The organism is Sporosarcina sp. OR05 (genome assembly GCF_041414805.1).
In the GTDB taxonomy this organism is placed as follows: Bacteria; Bacillota; Bacilli; order Bacillales_A; family Planococcaceae; genus Sporosarcina; species Sporosarcina saromensis.
The window spans coordinates 87,900-112,251 of record NZ_JANKJL010000012.1 but is presented as its reverse complement, the minus strand read 5'-3'; the positions used below and the strand labels follow the sequence as shown (position 1 = coordinate 112,251).

22 protein-coding genes are annotated in these 24,352 nt (G+C 40.0%); 16 read left to right on the top strand and 6 right to left on the bottom strand.

From position 1 onward, the window contains the following. The first annotated feature begins 597 nt into the window (after nt 1–597). The gene (locus tag NRI27_RS14995; RefSeq protein WP_371391450.1) at nt 598–1,437 is read left to right on the top strand and encodes a DUF6973 domain-containing protein; all 840 of its coding nucleotides are present in this window, start codon (nt 598–600) and stop codon (nt 1,435–1,437) included. Between the two features lie 99 nt (nt 1,438–1,536). Then, a complete protein-coding gene (locus tag NRI27_RS14990) occupies nt 1,537–1,911 on the top strand; it encodes a hypothetical protein (protein WP_371391449.1) in 375 nt (124 codons plus the stop codon). Nucleotides 1,912–2,166: 255 nt separating this feature from the next. Here NRI27_RS14990 and ilvA read toward each other — a convergent pair whose 3' ends face one another. Both ilvA and NRI27_RS14980 read right to left on the bottom strand, forming a co-directional pair. Beyond that, nucleotides 2,167–3,438 carry a threonine ammonia-lyase IlvA gene (gene ilvA / locus NRI27_RS14985; RefSeq protein ID WP_371391448.1) on the bottom strand — a complete coding sequence of 424 codons (1,272 nt, stop codon included), beginning with the start codon at nt 3,436–3,438 and terminating at the stop codon, nt 2,167–2,169. A 128-nt stretch (nt 3,439–3,566) separates the two neighbouring features. Then, complete coding sequence (locus NRI27_RS14980; RefSeq protein WP_371391447.1) at nt 3,567–4,505, bottom strand: diacylglycerol/lipid kinase family protein; 939 nt, start codon at nt 4,503–4,505, stop codon at nt 3,567–3,569. 352 nt (nt 4,506–4,857) lie between these two features. Here NRI27_RS14980 and NRI27_RS14975 point away from each other — a divergent pair, with 352 nt between their 5' ends. Further along, complete coding sequence (locus NRI27_RS14975; RefSeq protein WP_371391446.1) at nt 4,858–6,312, top strand: amidase; 1,455 nt, start codon at nt 4,858–4,860, stop codon at nt 6,310–6,312. 59 nt (nt 6,313–6,371) lie between these two features. Here the strand turns inward: NRI27_RS14975 and NRI27_RS14970 are convergent, their stop codons facing one another. Further along, complete coding sequence (locus tag NRI27_RS14970) at nt 6,372–6,794, bottom strand: MarR family winged helix-turn-helix transcriptional regulator (RefSeq protein WP_371391445.1); 423 nt, start codon at nt 6,792–6,794, stop codon at nt 6,372–6,374. 258 nt (nt 6,795–7,052) lie between these two features. On the opposite strand from NRI27_RS14970, the gene NRI27_RS14965 reads away from it, so the two are divergent. Further along, complete coding sequence (locus tag NRI27_RS14965; RefSeq protein WP_371391444.1) at nt 7,053–8,021, top strand: proline dehydrogenase family protein; 969 nt, start codon at nt 7,053–7,055, stop codon at nt 8,019–8,021. A gap of 61 nt (nt 8,022–8,082) precedes the next feature. Here the strand turns inward: NRI27_RS14965 and NRI27_RS14960 are convergent, their stop codons facing one another. Both NRI27_RS14960 and NRI27_RS14955 read right to left on the bottom strand, forming a co-directional pair. Further along, a complete protein-coding gene (locus NRI27_RS14960; RefSeq protein ID WP_371391443.1) occupies nt 8,083–9,099 on the bottom strand; it encodes a DUF1646 family protein in 1,017 nt (338 codons plus the stop codon). A 1,048-nt stretch (nt 9,100–10,147) separates the two neighbouring features. Then, nucleotides 10,148–11,641: a peptide MFS transporter gene (locus NRI27_RS14955; protein ID WP_371391442.1), complete on the bottom strand. Its 1,494-nt coding sequence runs from the start codon at nt 11,639–11,641 to the stop codon at nt 10,148–10,150. Nucleotides 11,642–11,977: 336 nt separating this feature from the next. On the opposite strand from NRI27_RS14955, the gene NRI27_RS14950 reads away from it, so the two are divergent. The 11 genes from NRI27_RS14950 to NRI27_RS14900 all read left to right on the top strand — a co-directional run bounded on the left by NRI27_RS14950 (nt 11,978) and on the right by NRI27_RS14900 (nt 22,705). Next, complete coding sequence (locus NRI27_RS14950) at nt 11,978–13,870, top strand: ABC-F family ATP-binding cassette domain-containing protein (protein WP_371391441.1); 1,893 nt, start codon at nt 11,978–11,980, stop codon at nt 13,868–13,870. Nucleotides 13,871–13,885: 15 nt separating this feature from the next. Next, on the top strand, nt 13,886–15,013 hold the full coding sequence (locus NRI27_RS14945) for a conserved virulence factor C family protein (protein ID WP_371391440.1): 1,128 nt from the start codon (nt 13,886–13,888) through the stop codon (nt 15,011–15,013). A 400-nt stretch (nt 15,014–15,413) separates the two neighbouring features. Continuing rightward, nucleotides 15,414–16,262: an ectoine/hydroxyectoine ABC transporter substrate-binding protein EhuB gene (gene ehuB / locus NRI27_RS14940; RefSeq protein ID WP_371391455.1), complete on the top strand. Its 849-nt coding sequence runs from the start codon at nt 15,414–15,416 to the stop codon at nt 16,260–16,262. Nucleotides 16,263–16,452: 190 nt separating this feature from the next. Further along, nucleotides 16,453–17,115 carry an amino acid ABC transporter permease gene (locus NRI27_RS14935; RefSeq protein WP_371391439.1) on the top strand — a complete coding sequence of 221 codons (663 nt, stop codon included), beginning with the start codon at nt 16,453–16,455 and terminating at the stop codon, nt 17,113–17,115. Continuing rightward, nucleotides 17,112–17,798, top strand: coding sequence for an ectoine/hydroxyectoine ABC transporter permease subunit EhuD (gene ehuD / locus NRI27_RS14930; protein ID WP_371391438.1), 687 nt, complete (start codon nt 17,112–17,114; stop codon nt 17,796–17,798). The genes NRI27_RS14935 and ehuD overlap by 4 nt, the downstream gene beginning before the upstream one ends. Nucleotides 17,799–17,813: 15 nt before the next feature. After that, nucleotides 17,814–18,593: an ectoine/hydroxyectoine ABC transporter ATP-binding protein EhuA gene (gene ehuA / locus NRI27_RS14925; protein ID WP_371391437.1), complete on the top strand. Its 780-nt coding sequence runs from the start codon at nt 17,814–17,816 to the stop codon at nt 18,591–18,593. A gap of 239 nt (nt 18,594–18,832) precedes the next feature. Next, entirely contained in the window at nt 18,833–19,273 is a 441-nt protein-coding gene (locus NRI27_RS14920) for a BrxA/BrxB family bacilliredoxin (protein WP_317944512.1), read from the top strand. Then, nucleotides 19,258–20,046, top strand: a complete 789-nt coding sequence (locus NRI27_RS14915) for a class I SAM-dependent methyltransferase (RefSeq protein WP_371391436.1) — start codon at nt 19,258–19,260, stop codon at nt 20,044–20,046. The genes NRI27_RS14920 and NRI27_RS14915 overlap by 16 nt, the downstream gene beginning before the upstream one ends. Before the next feature lie 314 nt (nt 20,047–20,360). Continuing rightward, on the top strand, nt 20,361–20,954 hold the full coding sequence (locus NRI27_RS14910; protein ID WP_371391435.1) for a YpjP family protein: 594 nt from the start codon (nt 20,361–20,363) through the stop codon (nt 20,952–20,954). Between the two features lie 310 nt (nt 20,955–21,264). Continuing rightward, complete coding sequence (locus tag NRI27_RS14905) at nt 21,265–22,206, top strand: thymidylate synthase (protein ID WP_371391434.1); 942 nt, start codon at nt 21,265–21,267, stop codon at nt 22,204–22,206. A 16-nt stretch (nt 22,207–22,222) separates the two neighbouring features. Continuing rightward, nucleotides 22,223–22,705, top strand: coding sequence for a dihydrofolate reductase (locus NRI27_RS14900; protein ID WP_371391433.1), 483 nt, complete (start codon nt 22,223–22,225; stop codon nt 22,703–22,705). Nucleotides 22,706–22,784: 79 nt separating this feature from the next. Here NRI27_RS14900 and trhA read toward each other — a convergent pair whose 3' ends face one another. After that, nucleotides 22,785–23,420 carry a PAQR family membrane homeostasis protein TrhA gene (gene trhA, locus NRI27_RS14895; protein WP_371391432.1) on the bottom strand — a complete coding sequence of 212 codons (636 nt, stop codon included), beginning with the start codon at nt 23,418–23,420 and terminating at the stop codon, nt 22,785–22,787. A gap of 73 nt (nt 23,421–23,493) precedes the next feature. On the opposite strand from trhA, the gene NRI27_RS14890 reads away from it, so the two are divergent. Continuing rightward, nucleotides 23,494–24,333 carry a DegV family protein gene (locus tag NRI27_RS14890; protein ID WP_371391431.1) on the top strand — a complete coding sequence of 280 codons (840 nt, stop codon included), beginning with the start codon at nt 23,494–23,496 and terminating at the stop codon, nt 24,331–24,333. The last annotated feature ends 19 nt before the right edge of the window (nt 24,334–24,352 follow it).

Genomic DNA, 24,352 nt, shown 5'->3' with positions numbered 1-24,352 from the left:
GGAAAATATACATTCCTTTGCCAATCCTCTATTGTTTAGTGCTTTTGACACTGTAGCTGATACTACATAAAAATAGAATATTCTGAAACTGACAAATTTCTTTTTCACCAACAAATGCTCATATTGATTCCTTTGGATGATTAGTATCATTATTACTATTTGAAAGTTCTCGTTGTTGTACGTCTTTGATTTCTTCTTTTTCACTACCTGTCTTTATCATTTTCTTCCCCTCATTCAAACCCAATAAAATCATAGTTTTTGAATGTAACATATTGTTAAACTAACCTAACCTCACCCTTCTTCAAGTGAAAATCTCAAATAGAATCAATTAAACGAATGTAACATTTTATGTATTATGTTACATTCAGAATATCTTAAGAACTAGACATAACCGTAGATGTGTTGCAGAACCTGGACATTCTCATAGTCCAGGGAATTAAAGAGTTAGACATTTAATTACCAAACATACATTTAAATCGCGCTGATGAGTTAACTAAATTTATATGACGTTAACTCATTTATGGTATAATATTACTCATAATACTAAATAAGGTCCTTTGATAAATATAAGTATTACTTAAAAAAAGAGAGGAATAAATGAAAAACAAACTTTTTTCAACCTGTTTAGCTGTAGCTGTCATCACATTAATGTCTACTAATGTGAATGCTTTGGCACTTGAATCAACGTCTAACAATTTGAATAACGACTTCAATTATATTGAAGTATCAAAGCAAGATATTGACTATGCTTCAATAGTTGAAAAGCTAGATATTGATAGTTTGGAGAGGTATTCTCGGGAAAAGCAAAATGAAAACCCTGACTTTTCAGAAGATGAATTGAATAATTTGTTAAAGGCAGAAGTAATAATACGAGGGATTGAATTATATATTATCAACGCAGATGGAGAATTAATAAATGCAAGTCCAGATATTTCACCATTCTCTTATGGTGACTTGCCAATAATAAAAGACAAATTAGGTCCTAATGAAAAGAATGTGTTTAACGAGAGTTTAGTGAAAGGTATAGCTGTTTTATCTGCAGCTAAATTCGCTATGAATCATTATCAAAAGTATTATTCAGGTGGAGAAGATGATAATGCAGATGCATTTAGACATTCTTTGTGGATGGCTGTTTCTTCAGCTGGGGTTGCAGGTTCTGATTTTTCGAGGAGATTTGGAATAGCCCATGAAAATGACTTTCCAAGTCCTAATTATACTGCATTAGCAAGAAGTATGGACTCGAATAATAACGATGTTGGAATCAGCTATGGTCCTAAACTCGCACAATTTGCAGGTAATGCTGATTTGTTCGATAGAATGGCACTTCAGATGATAAATGAAGCTGTAAAAAAAGGTGAAATGAAAAGATTCCGTGGAACTGACATTGGTGTGAAAACATCTTTAGTAAATACAAATAGTACAGGAGCTAAAAAATGAGTTTAAAATCCCAAAAACTTTTTAAGTGTTTGTTTTTTTTCTTTAACTATAACAATAGCAGTGGTAGCGTATAATATTTATAAAATAAATGAAAACGATATGATTCGCTCAAAGATTGAAAAAGAAGTTCAACAGGATGAATATGTTAATTTTAGTAAAGCAGTAAATGGTGATTGGGAAAATATAATCTTAGTCACTCCATATACGGAAAAAACGAGGATAAAGAATAATTATGGCATTTCCGTGAATCGAATTAGTGATTTTTCTATAGCATATCGAGATGATCGTGTACTTATTCTATTTTGTAAAGGAGAAAGCATTCAAAACTATGTATATTGGTTTGGTAGTGTTTCACTAAGTGAAACTGAAAAAATGTATGGTCCTTTACAGATTAAAAGAGAGGATTCCAAATTTAAAATAGACAAATCATCCAGCAATACTGGGCCTATCAATTTAATTATTGTAAAAGAATAGTGTGTGGTAAAAATCAGAAGGGCGGCATGTGCTGCTCTTTTTTACTTTCCCCAAAATAAATGAGTTTCGCTGGGAGTGGTGCGTTATATTAAACAATGTAACAACTTTGTAAGTTATAACGGGCACACATGAGATATGACGTAATTTAGTGAACAATATTATGATTTTCCAAGTAGAAATAAGAAACTCTCGATTTTTAATAAATAAATAAACTTGCAAACAACTAGAGAAACGTTGTTTGCAGGTTTATTTTAGTCAAATCAACAACTCAAACAACGTACTATCTTTGTTCACTTCCGTAAAAGGGAAGCCGTTTTGTCGCATACGTTCCAACAAGCCGTCATAATCTTCTTTGCGTTTCACTTCGATGCCAACAAGTCCTGGCCCGTTTTCCTTATTATGCTTCTTTGTATATTCAAATGTCGTAATGTCATCATCCGGACCTAAAACGGAATCCAAGAATTGCCGAAGGGCACCAGCACGTTGTGGGAAATTGATGATGAAATAATAAAGGAGCCCTTCGTGCAATAACGACTTCTCTTTAATTTCCTGCATTCTGCCGATGTCATTATTCCCGCCGCTAATGACACAAACAACGGCTTTTCCTTTAATCTGCTCTTTATAATAATCAAGTGCTGCGATAGGTAGCGCGCCTGCAGGTTCAGCAATGATTGCATGCTCATTATACAATTCCAAAATGGACGTACACACTTTTCCTTCAGGGACACTGACGATTGCATCGACATATTGTCGACAAATATCATACGTTTTTTGACCAACGCATTTCACAGCAGCTCCGTCAATGAATTTATCAATTGTTTCCAGCGAAGTGACTTCTCCATTTTTAAATGAAGCGAGCATACTTTGAGCGCCCTCGGGTTCAACACCAATCATCTTCGTTGTAGGAGACAGGTTCTTAATATACGTACTCACTCCGGACATCAATCCGCCACCACCGATACTGCCAAATACAAAGTCGATCGGCTCTTCGACATCATTCATAATTTCAACAGCGACCGTCCCTTGACCTGCAATGATGTCTACATCGTCAAAAGGATGGATGAAAATTCGATTTTCACTCGTTGCACAATCCATGGCATGCGCAAAAGAATCATCGAATGTATCGCCGACTAAGATGATTTCGACATAATTCCTACCAAACATTCGTACTTGGTTGACTTTCTGTTTCGGTGTCGTTTGGGGCATAAAGATCTTGCCGCTAATCTCTAAGTGGGCACAGGCGTATGCGACACCCTGCGCATGGTTACCTGCACTAGCACAAACTACGCCATTCTCTCTCGCTTCGTGCTCCACTCGCTTCATTTTGTAGTAAGCTCCTCGTAGTTTGAACGAGCGCACATGTTGCAGATCTTCGCGTTTAATATAGACGTGGCAATCATATTTTTCAGAGAGTCGTTCATTTTTTTGCAGCGGTGTGTGGGACACAACATCTTTTAGCAATTGATTGGCAATCAAGATATCTTCCACATGTACCGTTTTAGGTTTACTATTCGCTAATTTCGTCATACGCTCATTCCTTCCGTTACTTCATAAAGATTTAATTATAATAACATGAAAGTGGAGGAATTAACATAAGATTGTTCTAAATTGAATATGAATTTTAAGGAATTGTTCAATACTGGGAATTCAATTAATTATGTAAGCGTTTTCTTTATGAAAAGATTATCCTTCTGATTGCCAGTAAGAAGTACTTGTAATGCTCCTTGTGCAATTGAGATCGCATATCGATCGGAATAATGAACTTCACCATCAATGACAATTGGGACGATTCGATTTGCGTCAATCGAAATCTGTCTGGCAGATTGATAAGACACTTCTTCCTGCACAATTTTCTTTCCTCGTAACAGGGCAGGGAAGAGAGATGTGATGATTTTTTGTCGTGTTGCTGAATGTAACATCGTCAATTGGAGAAAACCATCTGTAGGATCGGCATCCGGGCAAATGACCATACCGCCACCATATGTGCTGCAGTTACCTACAGCAAGCAGCCATAGTTTGGAAATAGTACGTTCTACGCCGTCGATTTTCATCGTTGCTGTAAATGGTTTATACAGAAAAAATTCAATGCATGCAGCGACTGTATACGCAAAAGCACCTTTATTCATATGGTTCAGCCACTTTTTATAGGTAGATGTTTCTGCACGTGCACCAATTTTCGCGTCTAAACCAATTCCGGCGACCGTGACACCATATCGATCATTTACTCGTAGCAAATCAACCGAAACAATCGAGCGTTCGAGTAACTTTTCAACGAAAGCATTCGGCTCGTTGGATAAAGCAAAATTACGGCAAATGTCATTACCGGATCCGCTCGGAAAGACGGCAAGCGGTATATCTAAGTATGCCAATACTTGTACGACACCGTTGATGGTTCCGTCGCCTCCAATAACGACGACTGCATCGATAGGGAGCGTGTGTATGCGCTCTTCAATGGTGCGCTGTGTTGTTGCGATGTCTGTGCAAAGAACCATTTGGTAGTCAACGGTTTTCTGATCCAAAATGAGTTGGAGTTGTTTCCAGTGATTCAATGCACGACCGTTTCCAGAAGCAGGGTTCACGATAAATAATTTCATAGAATGGCCTCCGTTCTACCAATCAGTTTACCATAAGCTACCGATTGGTTAGCGGTATTGTTTAATCAAAAAGTTTGTCGGCAATAGTTTTACTAGCAGGTAATCAGAAAGGAGATGAAGCGTATGCAGAAATGGGATAGTCGGCCAGAAAATCCTGATGGTGGTCAATGGGCTGCATTAGGAGGTTCTTTCCTGCTTATTCTTATCGTCATCTTTCTGAATCTGTAAAAGGATCTCGAGGAGTGAAGTGGACTGTCGAAAGATGTGTCCATTTCATTTCCTCCAATCCTGCAATTGTCTCTTGTTCTAACTTTCATTATAATGAATAAAATGGAACAATTTAAAGAGGGGGATGAGACAAGTGGGGGATGTGTTGATAAAAGATAAAACTGTTAACGTTTTGGACGCAGATGCTGTCAGCATTAAAGAGTTAATCGAACAAAAACAGATGACAGTTACCGAGATTACAGAAACATACATACAACGGATTCAAGATACAAATCCGGCTGTTAACTTCCTGACTGAGGCTCGTTTTTCAGTAGCACTTCAAGAAGCGGAAGAGGCAGACCGTTTGCTTGCAACTGGAGAAGCGAAAGGGGCATTATTCGGCGTACCGATTAGTATGAAGGAATCTTTCGATGTAATGGGCATGCAAACAACGGGTGGATTACAACGGTTAAAAGGTTTCGTACCTGATGAAGATGCAGAAGTCGTAAATCGTTTGAAAGCGGAAGGGGCCATTATTTTAGGCAAAACGAATACACCCGAATTATGCTTTTGCCAAGAGACAGACAATAAATTATATGGTCGGACGAATAATCCTTGGAACCTCGATCGCACGGTAGGAGGTTCGAGTGGTGGTGAAGGGGCTGCAATTGCATTAGGATGTGCTGCCGTAGGACTCGGTTCGGACATCGGGGGCTCGATTCGATTTCCTAGTCATTTTAATGGCGTCATTGGCTTTAAATCTGGGAATGGAAGTGTATCACAAGACGGGAGCTTTCCTTACGTCGACAATGACTTACAACAACGCATGCTTGGAATTGGGCCAATCGCAAAGTCGGTTAGAGATGCGAAACTGCTCTATTCCATAATTAGTGATAAAAGCATCGTAGAACAATCTTTAGATTCATTCACACTTAATGTATTCCGTACAACAAATTATCCGCTTTCTGCTCGAACGAGTAAGCTGTTGAACGATGTGTATGTATTTTTAAAGGATAAATTTTCTACGGAGAGGGAAGCGGTTCCTTTACTAGATCAGTCAGCACTGCTTTGGCAGGAAATTATGTCGATTGATGGAGGAAAGGCTACGTCGAGTCATGCGTTCGGTTCTCGTTCACGCAGTCCGCATATTGCGTTTGTGAAAGAGCTGTGGAAAGGAAATGCCGACATTCACCGCTACTTATCTTGGGCACTCATTGGAGCTGCTCTATTTAAACCTTCTCATCGAAGAATCAGTGAAATGAGAAATGAGTTAGCAGAAGGAGATAAGCTGTTAGAAGCGTACTTGGAACACCGACTGCTGATCATGCCGGTTTATCATACAGCGGCGCCTCGGCATAATGTCGTATACAAAGAGATTTTTTCGATTCAAAAAACATTTTTGCAATACATGCCTTTTACAGCGTATGCCAACACATGGGGTTTGCCGGCATTGACGATACCAATTGGAATAGACGAAGACGGCATGCCAATCGGGCTACAAATCATAGGGAAGAACGGGAATGAAGACGCGATCTTTTCGTTAGGTGCGTTGCTGGAGAAACAATTCCTGGGGTATAAAAGAGCAGAATTGACATCATAAATGAACCGGCAGAAACGAGGTCTTTCCGCTCTCGATTCTGCCGGTTTTATTGTTGTAGTTTAGTTTAACGCATCATCTAGTTTTTTATATATGGTTAACATTGCAAGTCGTTCTTCTTCAGATAAATGGGAAAACAAGTCCTTCCGCACATTTTGTCCATTTTCATGTGCTTCATTTAAGATTTCTTTGCCCTTATCAGTAATCGCCCAGTAAGTCGTTCGGCGATCTGACTCATCTTGTCGTCTTGAAATCAGCTTTTGATTTGTCAGTTTTGTTGATAAATGCGTCAAGGAAGCAGGTGTGAAATTCAAATTTTTCGCTAAATCAGATGGTCTGCATTCACCGTGTGTTTTCAATTCATGAAGGACAAGGATGTGTGAAATCCCTAGGTCGATATTTGATGCTTGGCGCCAGCGTACTAGCATTTTATGTGTTACTTTTTCAATCGTATGTAATAACTCAAAAATTGTTTTCTCTGTCACAAAAAGCCCCCCTAAATTCAAACATCTGTTTTCCTCTCTCATTAATTTAACCATAAAGTTTCATGAAAAACAAAGATTTTTGAAATACTGAAAATAGAAGTTCTCTCAATTTCAACGGATACTGAGAATAATTGGTTGTTTACTATGTGGGTGGTAAATTATTCAATATTCTTTTTCTGGCTTAATACGGTGTCGATTAGCGAATGCTGTGATATAATGCAGGAGGAAAAATAATATTTATGTCGAGGAGTAATGGAAATGTTAAAAGATTTCTTTATCGGCCTATCTCAAAATCAATTTTTGAATAGCGCAGCGAAAAAATATGGTTTGAAAATGGGCGCACAACATGTTGTTGCTGGCACAAACATTGCAGAGACAATCGAGAGCATTAAAGAATTGAACAGACATGGCATTTCTTGTACTGTCGATAATTTAGGCGAGTTTGTTTTCGAAAAAGAAGAAGCGCTTGCTGCGAAAGAACAAATTCTTGCAGTAGTTGAAGCGATCCATGAAAACGAAGTAGATGCACATATTTCGTTGAAGCCTTCCCAATTAGGCTTAGATATCGATTATGATTTCTGTAAATCCAATATCCAAGAAATTGTCGCAGCTGCGCACAAGTATGGTATTTTTGTAAACTTCGATATGGAAGACTATGGACGTTTACAACCATCTTTTGATTTGTTGGATGAACTTTCGGCGGATTATGATAACATTGGTACCGTTATTCAAGCATACTTTTTCCGCGCGGAAGAAGATTTGCATAAACATAAAAATTACCGTCTTCGCATTGTTAAAGGTGCATACAAAGAGCCTGCAGAATATGCGTATCAAGATAAGGCAACAATTGATGAAAACTACATTAAGTTGATTGAATGGCATTTATTGAATGGTAAATTCACGTCCATCGCTACGCATGACCATAATGTTATTAATCATGTGAAACGTTTTGTGAAAGAGCATAACATTTCAAATGACAAGTTTGAATTCCAAATGTTATATGGCTTCAGAAAAGATATGCAACTCGAATTAGCGAAAGAAGGCTACAATTTCTGTACGTACGTTCCTTTTGGACAAGATTGGTACGGCTACTTCATGCGTAGACTTGCTGAACGTCCACAAAATATGAATTTGATTGTCAAACAAGTATTTAACAAAAAGACAAACACGATGATCGGCTTAGCGGCAGGCGCGTTTGCACTTGGACGTTTGACGAAAAAGAAATAACAGCATTTAGAAAACCTGGTCCTTATGTAAAGGGCCAGGTTTTTTTACGATAGTAGCTAGGTCAAACGAATAGAATGATACCGATAAAATACAAAATCATCGTCACAAGTCCAACTGGAATCCCAAACTTTGCCCACTCGCCACTTGTAATTTGTAGTTTATTCGCTGTAATGATGTTGGGGATATTTCCGGGGATCAACATTCCGCCGCTAATTAACAGCCCTAACAAAATGGATTGAATCGTTGCTTCTTCCATTTCAGGACTAATTTCTGCAGCGGCCAGTGTTGCATTGTCTAAAACAGCTGAAATCATATTGAGCCAGTACAGTGTTGTAGGGGGAATGTCGAGTAACAAGGTACGGATGAAAGGTTCAAATCCAGCCCCAAGAAAAGTCAACGCCATAACAAATACATATACTTTAACGCCTCGAGTGAAAATGTCCAAAGGTTTGTCGTGCTTTGGCTTCTCTTTTATGTGCATTGGACGTTCGGGAGGGCGGACGATACAAGCTGCCAATAGACCGAACGCGAGCACGCCGGGTATGACGGCAGGGCCAATCAACCGAAACAAATAAAAGAAGTCAGCGTCCAATTTACTTGTTGCAATTGTTGACAACGGTTCGCCGATTGGTGTCAACACTGCGCCTAATCCGATTGAATAGCAGGCAAGTATGACAAAACGGATGGCATCTTTGCGTGGTAATCCAAGAACGGTTACGATTGCTACTAAAACAAGCGCTGCAATAATTGCTGTGATCACGCTTGAAAGCAAACCAAGTATGATGATAATCAATGCAACGAACAAACGAAACGGAATAATCGTCCCTAACTTTCTAACAGATTTACTAAATGGACGATGAAGAAGTCTGAATAAGATGCCTGCGACAATGACTGCGAGTGAAATGTGGAGCGGTTCGGCAAGTGCTTTACGAAGCAACTCACCCGTTAGCACGTCTGCAACAATTACCGCTACGACACCCATTACTAATAGAAATAACTCCAAGTTATGTTCAATCGAACGGCTTATAAACGGCAAAAATAGCACCATCAGTAGAATAATCGTTAAGCCAATAATCAATACAGAACCTCTTTTCAGATGAAGTGAATACCGATGCTACTCTAATGTATTGACGGCCACGACGAAATAGAAGGGACGCTGTATTGTCTCTGTAGAATGGCTGTTATGTCAGATTCATTGATGTAAGGGAGGATAAACCGTGTTATTAGCTGTATGGTTTTTTAGGCTAATTTCCCGTTGGATCCGTATTCCAGTGCTCACGGTCAAATAGAGCAAGTCTAAATGCCCGTTATCTTCATTCTCTAGAGCTCGCGGGTAAATAGGATACTTCTAAGTGACCGTTACCTTCATTTTCCGGCGCTCACGGTCAAATAGAACACTTCTAAATGCCCGTTAGCTCCATATTCCAGTGCTCGCGGTCAAATAGAACACTTCTAAATGACCGTTATCTCCATATTGCAGTGCTCGCGGGTAAATAGAATACTTCTAAGTGACCGTTACCTCCATATTCCAGTGCTCGCGGGTAAATAGAATACTTCTAAGTGACCGTTATCTCCATATTCCAGTGCTCGCGGGTAAATAGAATACTTCTAAGTGACCGTTATCTCCATATTTCAGTGCTCGCGGGTAAATAGAATACTTTTAAGTGACCGTTATCTTCATTTTCCGGCGCTCACGGTCAAATAGAACACTTCTAAATGTCCGTCATCTCCATATTGCAGTGCTCGCGGGTAAATAGAATACTTCTAAGTGACCGTTATCTCCATATTCCAGCGCTCGCGGGTAAAAAGAATACTTCTAAGTGACCGTTATCTCCATATTTCAGTGCTCGCGGGTAAATAGAATACTTTTAAGTGACCGTTACCTTCATTTTCCGGTGCTCACGGTCAAATAGAACACTTCTAAATGCCCGTCATCTCCATATTCCGGTGGTCGCGGTCAAATAGAACACGTCTAAATGCCCGTTACCTCCACATTCAAGTGCTCACGGTCAAATAAAACATTCAAAATGCCGGTCAGCTCTATCATAACTCGACTCTTTTAAACCAAAAAAAATTGCATGAAGGGCAAATTGTCCTTCATGCAATCTTAATCAAAACAAGCTTATTTATTTAATACCTTTCATGTATTTAAGAATAATAGGGGAGATGGCGAATAAAAGAATACTTAAACCGATCGCAATTCCGCCGATTACACCAAAATACATCATTTCATTTTTGGGTGAGTAAAACTGTACAATTTGAGCATTCAATGCTTGAGCGGCAGCATTTGATAGGAACCATAAACTCATCGTTTGTGCAGAGAAAGCTACAGGCGCTAATTTTGTTGTAGCAGAAAGTCCTACTGGTGATAAACAGAGTTCACCTAGCACAGCGATGAAGATACTAAGTACGAGCCAAATCGGATTGACAAGTGTGTCGGATCCGCCTAAAAATGCTGGTACTAAAATGACGATGAATGAAAGACCTGCAAACAAGATTCCGAATGCAAATTTTTGTGGGATCGTCGGTTGACGTTTGCCCATTTTAATCCATAGCCATGCAAAAACAGGTGCGAGCGTGAAGATGAACAATGGATTCAATGATTGGAACCAAGCAGGTTCAATATGGAATCCTAGCGCATCCAAGTTTGTTCGCTTGTCCGCATAAAGTGCAAGAATCGTAGAACCTTGTTCAGCGATCGCCCAAAACATAACGGATGCAAGGAACAGTGGGATATAAGCAAGAATTCTGGATTTTTCATCCGCAGTCGTCTTCTTACTCCGGTACATGACAAAGAAGTACGTGAATGGAATTAAGAAACCTAATACACCTACGAGTGCAATGAATGACGTAAATGTTAGCCAACCTTGTTGTGCGGATACAAAAATGAGGATGGAGAGCACAACAATAGCACTTAGGAAAATCTTTAAATATTTACTTCGTTCTACCGGCGATAAAGGATTGGCAATTTGCGTGCCGGCTAAACCTAAATTTTTCTTCTTCGTTAAAACAAAAAGTACGAGACCTGCGAACATCCCTACTGCCGCAAGACCGAATCCGAGATGGAAGTTGTACTTTAAGCCGAGTGTACCAACTGTTAACGGTGCGATGAAGCTCCCCATGTTGATACCCATATAAAATATACTGAAACCGGAGTCAATCCGTACATCGTCTTCGCTATAAATATCTCCGACAATCGTTGACACGTTTGGTTTGAGAAGACCTGTCCCTAGAACAATTAACCCCATGGAAATAAAGAACAGCGTCAAACTACCAGGTAACGCAAGGACGATATGCCCAAGCATGATTAAAATTCCGCCATAAAAAACAGCTCTTGACGTTCCGAAAACCCGGTCAGCGAGCCAGCCACCAATAATTCCGGACATATACACTAATGAGCCGTAAATCGAAACAATCGCTAAAGCTGTCGACTCACTTAATCCTAACCCGCCTTTTGAAACTTCGTAATACATATAAAAAACGAGGATAGCTCTCATTCCATAATATGAAAAACGTTCCCAAAATTCTGTGAAAAACAACGTAAACAATCCTTTTGGTTGCCCAAAGAAACCAGATTGCGGAACGCTTTCTACGATCTCTTTTTTTGTAAATTGCGACATTGAGAATTTGCCTCCTTTTCGTATTGCATTATTATATAAATAATGATTTTGTAATGTCAAAATAAATATTTCCAAATTTAAATTTCATTTAATGCTGAAATTAATGCCTTTTTAGTCATTTGATTTATTTTAAAAATAAGATTTGTAAATATTTTCATTTCTTGTTGTATGTATGAAAAATAATCGGCTGACAGAAGTATCTTCCCCGAGAAAAACCACTTCATGCACATGAATAATGGGGAACTGATATTTCAAAGTACCAAGCGCTATACATTCAAAAAGTTGTAGAGATACGTTATGATGAAGAGAGTTGTTAGTAGAAATGGATGTGTTCAAATGAGTCAATTGATTATTGAAGGTTTAACGAAGACTGTTGGAGAAAAAACATTATTTAAAAACATCGAATTCACCATTGGTAAAGGGGAAAAAGTAGGACTAATTGGAGTGAATGGAACAGGGAAGTCAACTCTACTCTCAATCATAGCCGGTGTCGAAGAAGCTGATACGATAACGAAAGAACATCCGAATAAATATACAATCACCTATTTAGCGCAAGACCCAGAAGTCGATGCAGAGAAAACGGTGATGGAAACCGTTTTTACATCTGATGCACCGATTCTTCAACTAAATTTAGAATACGAACATGCATTAACGGAATTGACGAACAATCCTGCTTCGATCGCATACCAAGAGAATTTTTCGCGTTTGCAAAATGAAATGGATGCGAAGTCTGCTTGGGATGTCAATACAAAAGCGAGGATGATTTTGACGAAGCTTGGTATTGACACCTTTGATAAAAAGATGGGTGAGTTATCGGGTGGACAGCAAAAGCGTGTTTTATTAGCAAAAGTACTCATTGAGCCTTCTGACCTGTTGTTATTGGATGAACCGACGAACCATCTTGACGTGCAATCCATTAAATGGCTGCAGGAATACATGAAAAACGAAAAAAGTGCAGTTATTTTCATCACACATGATCGGTACTTCTTGGACGCTGTTTCGACACACATATACGAATTGGCTGATCGTACACTCTATGCCCACACTGGAAATTTCGGTGATTATTTGGAAGCAAAAGCAATACGAGAAGAGATGAAACAAGCGACGGATGCAAAATTGCGTAACCGTTACCGTTCCGAATTAAAATGGATACGAAGAGGAGCGAAAGCGAGGTCGACGAAACAGAAAGCGCGGATTGATCGATTTACGGATTTAGAAGAAGCAGTGAAAAAAGGTGACGCTTCTTTAGAAATGGATGTTTCCCTACAAACCTCTAGACTCGGTAAAAAGGTCATTGAAGGAACTGCCATTTCAAAATCCTATGACGATCGGACTGTTATCAAGTCTTTTAGCTTTTTATTGCAATCAGGAGAGCGAATTGCGGTTGTCGGTCCGAATGGAGCAGGAAAGTCCACGCTATTGAAAATGATTGCAGGTGAACTGCTGCCAGATAGTGGAACGATTGAAAAAGGTTCTACGGTTAAAATCGCCCATTTCCATCAACAAGTACCTGCAATGGAACCAGACAAAAGAATCATTGAGTATATTCGTGAAGTATCCAATGATATTGAGGACAGTAGTGGGAATCGGATTTCTGCTACGCAAATGCTTGAGAGGTTTTTATTCCCTACATCGTCACACGGCACGCCGATTGGAAAACTTTCAGGTGGCGAGCGAAAAAGATTGTATTTGCTGAAATTATTAATGGAACAACCCAATGTCCTTCTACTCGACGAGCCGACGAATGATTTAGATATTGAAACGCTATCTGTGCTTGAAGGGTTCATTGAATCGTTTCCTGGCGTTGTACTAACCATTTCTCATGATCGATTCTTTTTGGATCGCACGTCTACAAAATTGTGGGTACTAGATGGAGCAGGAGAAGTGGAAACGGTTTTTGACGTCTATTCAGATTACATCGATCGACAAAGCGACGTAAAAGTGCAACCAGCGAGTCAAGCTGCTGATCGTGTCAATCATACACCAGCACCGCAAAAACCGGTTAAAAAGCGGATGACGTACTCGGAAAAGCGTGAATGGGAAACAATCGATGCTTCCATTGCACAACTTGAAGCAACGATTGAAACAACGGAAGCTGAGATGCTTCAAGCGGGTTCAGATTATGACAAGATCAGAGAATTGAATGAAAAGTTAACAACTTTGAACGAAGAGTATGAACAGTTAATTGAACGTTGGTCTTATTTACAGGAACTAGCAGAAACAGATTAAAAGGAGTGATCTATCATGCAAATTGTCACAATCGAACCAACACCAAGTCCGAATTCGATGAAAATTGTGTTGAATGAAGAGTTGCCTACAGGGGTAGGGCATAATTACAAAAAGGAAGATGCTGAGCGAGCTCCATTCCCGGTTTCATCCTTACTGGCGATTAAAGGCGTGAAAGGAATTTACCACGTTATGAACTTCATGGCGGTGGAACGGATTGGAAATGTTGCTTGGGAAGAGATTTTGGCAGAAGTGCAAGCTGTTTTCAATGAAGAATCAAAATCCGGTGAAGTACTGGATGAAAAGGAAGATTTAGCTGATGAACACTTTGGTGAAGTGTATGTGCACGTCCAAACGTATAAAGACATACCGCTTCAAGTAAAAGTGTTTGATAGTGACTCGGAACTGCGATTCGGTTTGAGTGATCGTTTCAAGCGAGCGATGGAACAAGTGCACAGTACAGAAGTGGAGAATTATATTCTGCTTCGTAAATGGGCGGACTACGGCATCAGATATGGGGACAAACAAGAAATCGGTGAAACTGTCGTCAAGGAAGTTGAAGCGGCATATCCGCAAGAGCGTTTGGAGTTAATCGTCCGGAACGCCGAAGAAGGAATTGAGGAAACTTCGAGCAACAAACGAAAAATCACCGTAGCGGAGTTTGATGTCGCAGAGTGGGAAAAACGCTTCCAGCTCATCGAACAACTGCCTGATCCAGACCTTTCCGATTTACCTTTATTGGACAAAGCATTGGAAGATGAAAAAATGTCAATTCGTCGCCTAGCAGTCGTGTATCTAGGCATGATTGAAGATGAAAAGGTTATACCTTATATTGAAAAAGCTTTGAACGATAAAAGTTGGGCGGTCAGACGTACGGCAGGTGATTGCATGAGTGATTTAGGTTTTACTGGTTTTGAACCTGCCGCTATTAAAGCTTTACAAGATAAAAATAAACTTGTCAGGTGGCGTGCGGCTATGTTCCTCTATGAAACAGGAACAGAAACGTCTTTGCCTGCACTAAAGGCGGCAATGGATGATTCGGAGTTTGAAGTAAAACTTCAAGTGAAAATGGCGATTGCTCGGATTGAAGATGGGGAAGATGCAAAAGGATCCATTTGGAAGCAGATGACAAATGCAAGAGAATAAAGATGGTAGGCAAGTAGATAGAGGTTAATTGTATACAAAACAAACCAACCGACTAACAAGCGATAAAATTGTTAGTCGGTTTTTATTTATTTTTAAAGAAATTAAGGATCGTTTGATTGGAAAAAACCTTATCTGTTTAGCGAAAAAGATTAATAAAGATAGCGTTTTCATTCAGAATTATCATTTGGCTATAAACTATTCTAAATTTATTTAGCGATTTTAAAGCGTTGATATGACAGCTTCAATCCGTCTTAATGACTATGTTTAGACATAAAAACAACCGACAATCGTTTGATGTTTGAAATTCCCTATGGTAACCTGTTAACTATCAAACTAGCACGTTTGATAAAAAAATAAAGGGGAGAAATTTGTGAAGAAATTTAAGAGTAGTATTTTAGCCATGGTTTTAGTAGGAATTCTTGCAGCATGTGGAAATGATTCAAGTGCTGATGGGGAAGATCTTCTACAATCCTTACAAGACAAAGGTGTTGTGAAAGTAGGATTTGCAAATGAAAAGCCGTATGCATTTGAAGATGATAACGGTGAGTTACAAGGTGGGGCAGTCGCAATTGCTAAAGAGGTTTTTAAAAACCTTGGAATAGAAGAAGTTGATGGGCATTTATCTGATTTCGGTCAATTGATACCTGGTCTTGGTGCAGGAAAATTCGATGTCATTACTGCGGGAATGGCCATCACACCAGACCGATGTAAAAGTGTTGCGTTTGGAGAACCTGAAATGCAATACGGCGAAGGGTTAATCGTTGCTACAGGCAATCCTGAGAACTTGCGTAGCTACAAAGATATCGCTGCGAACCCAGACATTAAAGTCGCTGTTATGAGTGGGGCGACAGAAAAGGACTTCATGATGCGTGAAGGCGTTGATGAAAGTCAAATCATGATGGTGCCGGATATCCCTGCGTCTTTTGCAGCTGTTGAGTCAGGCCGTGCACATGCAACGACTGGTACAGAGATGACAATTAAGATGGCATTAGAATCCGCTAACAAAGACAAGTTGGAGTTCGTAACAGACTTTAAGCAACCGGACATTGAAGGTGTTCCGAGCTTTGGGGCAGCTGCTTTCCGAATTGACGATGATGAATTGCGTGAAGCGTATAACGCTGAACTGAAAAAGTTGAAGGAAAGTGGGAAAATTGCTGAGTTGATTGAACCATTTGGATTCACGGAGGAAATGAACGTTGTAGACCCTGCGATTACGACTGAAAGTGTTTGCAGCGGTGAAAATTACTAAATTGTAAACGACAGATCTTCGTTGTTCATGTGCTACTATGTAACGTTTTGAAATTGGAACAGCAATGACATTGCAAACTCTGCAGGAACTTTTGCAAAACCGTTCCTGCAGAGTAGCCATGTTCTTGAGTTTTTTGCATGAAGTAGAATTTGTTGATTCAGATTCAAAAGAAAAAATTGGAGTTGTTTGTATGAGTTCCATACCCGATATAACCCTTATGCTCATGAGGGGAATCAAAATCACCTTAATCGTGCTAGTCCTATCGATTATTTTATCATCCATCATTGCGCTCATCGCAGGCTTATCAAGAGTTTCGCAAAACAAGCTGTTGACAACGTTCACTGGATTTTACGTAGAGATCTTCAGAGGAACGTCTTTAATCGTCCAGCTTTTTTGGTTTTCATATGCGTTGCCGGGTTTGTTCAATATCCATCTCGGAAGTGATGTATGGGTAGCAGTCCTTGCGATTTCACTTAATTATGGGGCATATATGTCTGAGATTGTAAGAGGGGCTATTTTATCCGTACCCCCTGGGCAAACGGAGGCTTCGATTGCGCTAAATTTATCGAAGTTCCAAAAAATGCGGCACGTCATTATTCCACAAGCTATACGGATGATGTTACCTGAGTACGGAAATTATTTAATACAAATCTTAAAAGCGACTTCACTTGTATCGCTAATTGGTTTGACGGATTTATTGTATTACGGAAATATCTACAGAAGTACACATTTAACTGAAGCTCCGACAGTGTACATCATCATTTTACTTCTTTACTTTCTTCTTGCATTGCCACTTATTGGATTTACACGGAAGATGGAAAAGGTCGCTAAGAAAGGAGTGGTTCACGGATGACTTGGAGTTGGGAAGTGTTCTTTGAAGTGATTCCCTTAATCTTTAAAGGTTTGTGGATTACACTTGGCTTAACGATTGCCTGTTACGTATTTGCGATGATTTTCGGTTTCTTTTGGGTATTTATGAGCCGCATTCCTGTGAAATCAATCAATTGGCTCTTCAGGTGGATTGCAGAGTTTATCCGATCTACACCACCGCTTGTACAATTGTTTTTCATCTACTTTGCATGGCCGGTCATTCCTGTAATCGGCGTGACATTGCATCCTTTTATCGCTGCCATTTTAGGACTCGGTATTCACTTTAGTACGTATACATCTGAAGTGTATCGATCAGGGATTGAAAGTGTGGAAAAAGGTCAATGGGAGGCTTCGACGGCTCTTAATCTATCAACCGCACAAAAATGGCGCTATATCATTTTACCCCAAGCAATACCACCGACAATTCCTATGCTGGGGAACTATTTAATCATTATGTTTAAAGAGGTTCCACTTGCATCCACTATCGGTGTAGTTGCCATGTTGCACTTGGCGAATGATTACGGTGCCCAATATTATAAATATGTTGAACCATTGACCGTCGTTGCATTGTTTTTCCTCTTGCTAAGCTATCCTTCAGCATTGCTCATTAATAAGTTAGAGAAAAAATACAATCGACGTTTTGATAAAAAGACGGCTACGTTATAAAGTGAGGAGATTACCATGGTAGAACCAATTGTACAATATAAAGACATTCATAAAGCATTCGGTGACATTGAAGTACTAAAAGGCATCAATCTAGACATTCAGCCGGGTGAAAAAGTGGCATTGATCGGTCCGAGTGGTTCAGGCAAGACGACAATCATTCGACTGCTCATGACACTGGAACAACCGACTTCAGGCGTTATCGAAGTCAATGGCCATAACTTATGGCAAATGAAAAATACTAAAGGTGAGCTTGTGGAAGCTGATGACAAACATCTCCGTTCTATACGCGGAGACATCGGCATGGTGTTTCAACATTTTAACTTATTCCCGCACATGACCATTTTAGAAAATTGCATGTTAGCACCAACAATTGTGAAAAAGCAAGAGAAGAGCGAAGTCCGCAAAACGGCTCTGGAAATGTTAGAGAAAGTCGGGCTAGCTGACAAGGTCGATCTGTATCCAAACCAATTGTCTGGTGGGCAGAAACAACGTGTCGCCATGGCGCGAGCCCTCATGATGAAACCAAAAGTTATGCTGTTTGATGAAGTGACATCTGCACTCGATCCTGAACTGGTCGGAGAGGTGTTGGAAGTTATTCGCGACTTGGCAAAATCAGGAGATATGGCAATGATCCTTGTCACACATGAAATGGATTTCGCCTTAGATATCGCCGATCGCGTTTTGTTTCTCAACGAAGGTGTTATCGAAGAAGAAGGCAATCCAAAAGACATCCTCGTGAATCCACAAAGTGAACGTCTACAAGACTTCCTCGTTCGATTCACGTCGAGTCGATAAACTGATCGTACGGAAATGACGGGGAAGATGGCGTAATCGTCATTTCCCCTTCTTTTTTGCTAATTAATAACACATAATATTATTATGTAAACAAGTTAAATGAGTTGTACAATTATGAGATTAAACGCGAAAACTGTCTACAAGCACGAACTAAAAGTATTTTCAATCTCCAATGCATGAAATTACAACGATTCCATAGTAAAATGAAGCGAATGAACTTAAAGGGAGACTTGATAAGCATGAATGCATACGAAGAATACATGAAAGGTATCGTAAAGCCGATGCGTGAAGAACTGGTACGAGCAGGTTTTACAGAATTGACTACTGCTGAAGAAGTGAAAGAAACAATGGATGCTTTAGAAGGTACGGCGCTAATCGTCATCAATTCAGTTTGTGGTTGTGCAGCAGGATTAGCCAGACCCGCTGTGCGCGAAGCATTAAACGGAGCTAGTGAAAAACCTGATCACTTATTAACGGTGTTCGCAGGTCAAGATAAAGAAGCGACTGCTCAAATGAGAGACTACTTCCCAGAAGTACCGCCAAGTTCACCTTCAATCGCTCTTTGGAAAGACGGTCAATTGGCCTATTTCATACCTAGGGAACAAATCGAGAGTTCGGAAATGGAACAAATTCAAGTACACTTGTCAGGCGCTTTGGAGCAAGTTTGCACGAACGAATGACAATCATCACTACGGCGGGCCGACCTGATGAGTTATCGGACGAGTTGGCCCAAAAAGCGCATCGAGCACTTGGTTTCCCAATCGTCCCACGGAATAAACGGTCCGTCCAACGACTGCAAAAAGAATATGGAAAAGACGTTCTCGTTGCAGGGAAAGAACGATATGAGTTGTTTCGAATCGGAATGGAAAAACCGTTCTTCTTCCACCCGAACTCTGCAGCATTCCGATTGAAAAGAGTGCAGCAAGGAGAAACAGATCCATTAATAGAAGCGAGTGGATTGAAAATAGGGGATCATTTCTTGGATTGTACGCTTGGTCTTGCTTCTGACAGTATCATTGCGGCTAACCATATTGGGAAATCAGGGAGATGCATGGGATTAGAAGCGGACGCGACTGTTGCATTTTTGACGCAAGTCGGCTTACAAACATTTGCGACCGATTCTTCTATGCTTTCTGAAGCAATGGCAGCAATTGAAGTAATGCATATGGAGGCAGTCGAATTTTTAAAAACACAAAAAACGGCTTCGTGGGATGTTGTTTATATCGATCCAATGTTCAGTTCGCCTATCGAAGAATCTTCAAATTTCAGCGCGCTTCGCCAAGCTGGTGTTCACAAGACATTGACGGAAGAATGGGTGAGAGAAGCATTACGGGTGTGCAAGCGCAGTGTCGTTGTAAAGGAACGGTATGATTCAGTCGTTTTTGATCAGTTTGCATTCAAACGCACCATTCGACCGAGTAGTAAAATTCACTTCGGTACAATTACTAAATGAAAAACCGTCTTGTCCAATTTGGATGAGACGGTTTTTTCATTAATTCGTAAAGTTCAATGAGCTTAAATAAAGGACGAGTGCAAGCAATCCGATTCCCATAAACAATTCTACGTTCATTTATATAACCTCCTTCATAAAACCTCACAATTATCTTCCGTTTTATTGTACAATGAAAGTAAGAAATATGAAACCTTTTCAAGTTTTAAACGTAATAATTCATAGAACGTACATAAATTCACTGACTTCATAGAAATTTATGCATTTAATTACAATATGAACTTCCTACATATACAAGATAAGTCGAGGTGCTAACGATGAAACAATACATGCAAAAAATAGTCATTGCTTTAGTTGCCGTCCTAACACTTGGTGTCATTTCACCAAGTCATGAAATTTGGACGACGCTCCAACCGAAAAATGATTCCCGAGAGACAGACATACCAACTGCCTCGAATAATGAATATCATATCGGTTTGTCCGATGTTGTACCGTTAACCGAAGAACTACCTTCCATACAAGAGGCTTTGCTGAATCCTGCTCATGAATTGGCATATGTGAAGTTTGGTACGAAAATCGGTCCAGTCATTGAACGAGAATTTGACACAGTTATTTTTCCTAAAATCGAAGAAGTTATCCAACAAACAGTTATTTCGGTTGGCGGACTTGAAAATCGCAGTCTTTCTATTACACAATCACCTTCAGGACAATATGCTGAAAAAATCTTTCATGTAACCGACACATTATCCAATGAAGATTTAATCCGTTTTCACGTTCGGACAGAAAAAAGACCGCAAGACGGCTATTTTTATAATTTCCATTACCACATTGCTAACGATGGATTTACAGGCCATCACTCATTAGGTGATATCTTCTGGTCCAAAAACACACCGCCTAAATGGTTATCTTAATAACATATAGTTAGTGTCAGAGTGTAGCCAAAGTCGATTTATAACTTTGGCTACACTCTTTTTAACGAAATTAATAATGCATAGGAAATTCTTCAGCCTGATTGAAAACGCTTGTCAGCCTAGGCGCGAAGTCGAGCGAAGACGCGAATAGAACTAAAGTTCATGAGCGGACGAGCGAGACGAGCAACAACGGATGCGAGCGTTTGCCAACAGGCTGACACCGCCTAAATGGTTATCATAAAACCATATAGGCGGTGTTTTTTCGTCGTTTTTGCTATACTGACATGTAAGCAGTAAGGAGGACATAAATATGAAACAATACTTGGAATTATGTACACACATTCTTGAAAATGGAACGGTTAAGGAAGATCGTACGGGTACAGGCACGATTAGTGTGTTTGGCTATCAAATGCGATTTGACTTGCAAAAAGGATTTCCATTAATGACGACAAAGAAAACAGCATTCCGTCTCATTGCAACGGAATTGTTATGGTTTTTAAAAGGGGATACAAATTTACGCACCCTTATTCTAGAAAGGAACCCGATTTGGGATGAATGGGGTTTTGAACGGTGGGTGACGAGTGAGGAATATACAGGTCCTGACATGACGGATTTCGGTAGACGGAGTGTTAAGGACGAACAATTTGCAGAAGTTTATGCACAAGAGATGGACGCTTATAAACGTCGCGTTGTGGAAGACGATGTTTTTGCGGAGAAGTATGGAAATCTTGGACCGATATATGGGAAACAGTGGCGTTCATGGTCCACAGCTGACGGAAGTATCGATCAAATCAAACTGTTAATTGAAGGATTAAAAAATAATCCTGATTCAAGACGCCATATTGTGTCCGCGTGGAATCCGTCAGAAGTAGCTGACATGGCATTGCCGCCATGTCACACAATGTTCCAGTTTTACGTAGCGGAAGGAAAGCTTTCTTGTCAACTTTACCAACGTAGTGCTGATGTATTTCTTGGTGTGCCGTTCAATATCGCGTCGTACGCGTTACTCGTTCACTTAATCGCTGAAGAATGCGGTTTGGAAGTTGGAGAATTCGTCCATACATTAGGGGATGCTCATATTTACTTGAATCATATGGAACAAGTGAAAGAACAACTGTCCAGAGAACCTAGAGCATTGCCTACATTGAAGTTGAATAAAGAAGGAAAATCCATTTTTGACATGACATTTGAAGATATAAGCATCGAGGGCTATGATCCTCACCCGAAAATAAAAGCGCCGATCGCGGTTTGACGAGGAGGAAAAACGGATGATCTCATTACTAGTAGCGCATGACGTCAATCGTGTCATTGGTGTCAATAATGAAATGCCTTGGCATATACCAGAAGAATTGGCCTATTTTAAAAAAGTCACAATGGGAAAAGCAATTGTGATGGGGCGGAAAACGTTTGAATCGATAGGACGTCCTTTGCCAGGTCGTTTAAATATTGTTTTGACAAGAAATGATGGCTATGCAGCAGATGGTGTGGAAGTTTTTCGTGAGTTAAACGAAGCGATTGAACGAGGAAAGCAGTTTGCAGAAGAAGTTGTCATTATTGGTGGAGCGGAAATTTTCAACCTTGCGATGGACATTGCAGACCGTCTTTACATTACGGTAATCGAGCATGCGTATGAAGGGGACACGTTCTTCCCGAATTATGGGGATGAATGGAATCTTCAATCAACATCAGAGCAGCAAATGACGAAAGATGGCATCACGTACACGTATTTAGTGTATGAAAGAAGTGCATAAATCCAACTAGGCAAGTACTAGAAAAATGAACGAAATTCTTACTTGCAGCACATGAACTGTTGTACAAAAAACAGCGTCCTCATACATATAAGAGGACGCTGAAATACATGGCAGTACTGCCGGCAAGTACGAAAACATGCCAAATTGCATGGTTGTAAGGAATCTTTCTCCACGCGTAGAATACCGAGCCGAATGTGTATAGAACACCGCCTGCAACTAAGAGGATTAACCCTTCAGTTGGCAGAAGCATGTAAAGTGGTTTAATGGCAAAGATGATTAGCCAGCCCATTACAATATAAAATAGTAGGGAAACGACCTCGTACTTGTGGATGAAAAACACTTTGAACAGGATGCCGATGATTGCAAGCCCCCATATAATTCCGAACAGTGTCCATCCAAGTGCACCTTTGATTGTGACCAACAAAAACGGGGTATATGTACCTGCAATCAATAGATAAATTGCTGAGTGATCAAATATCGAAAACAATTTTTTCAGTTTGATTGGCATGCTATGTAGAAGTGTACTCATTAGAAACAGCAACAGCATGGACACACCGAATAATGTGAAACTGACGATCGCAATCGCGGTTCCATGTCGAATACCTGCTAACACTAAAAGAACGAGAGCGGGGATGCTTAATACAAAACCTATGCCATGTGTAATGGCATTCCAAAGTTCTTCATTTTTTGTCTTATAGTCAAATGCTTCGGGCATCATCCATCCTCCTTCCAACCTATTAGTCTTAATTATAATGATTGTCGCCAAAATGAAAAGGGAAGTGCTATTCATGAAAAAGATTCATATCGTCACGGATTCAACAGCAGATTTAATTGAAAATTACACAGAACAGTATGCAATCCATGTTGTTCCATTAACAATTCACATTGATGGGCAGACGTATATTGATGGAATTGATATACAACCTGAATCGTTCCTAGAAAAAATGAAGGACAGCAAAGAATTGCCTAAAAGTTCGCAACCTGCAACTGGCGTATTTAAAGAATTGTACGATAAGCTCGGTGCAGATGGAAGTGAAATCATTTCGATTCATATGACCGGTGGTATGAGCGGAACGGTCAAATCAGCAGAAGCCGCAGCGGCTATGACCGATGCAAAAGTAACGGTTATCGATTCGATGTATATTTCACATGCTTTGACTTTCCAAGTTGTAGAAGCTGCTCAAATGGCGAGTGAAGGCAAAAGTGTGCAGGAAATTGTTGAACGCTTGTCGGTTGTAAGACAAAATACGAAATTATACGTTGTCGTTGATATGCTCGATAACCTCGTAAAAGGTGGTCGCATTGGTAAAGGGAAAGCAATGATCGGGTCTTTGTTAAACATTAAGCCAATTGCCACATTACAAGACGGCGTCTATACACCCGTTGCAAAAGCACGCAGTCATAAACAAGTAGCAAGCCATTTATTTAAGGCGTTTACAGAGGAAACGAAAGGCAAAATCGTCCGTTCTATTGGCCTTTCACATGCGAATGGCCTTGCAATGGCTGAACCACTACTGAAAAAAATTGAAGAGACTGGCTGGAAAGATGTGAAATTCTCGTTCACTTCACCAATCATTAGTACACATACTGGAGAAGGTGCGATTGGGTTCATGTATTACGCTGAATGATACACCAGTAAGAGAATTC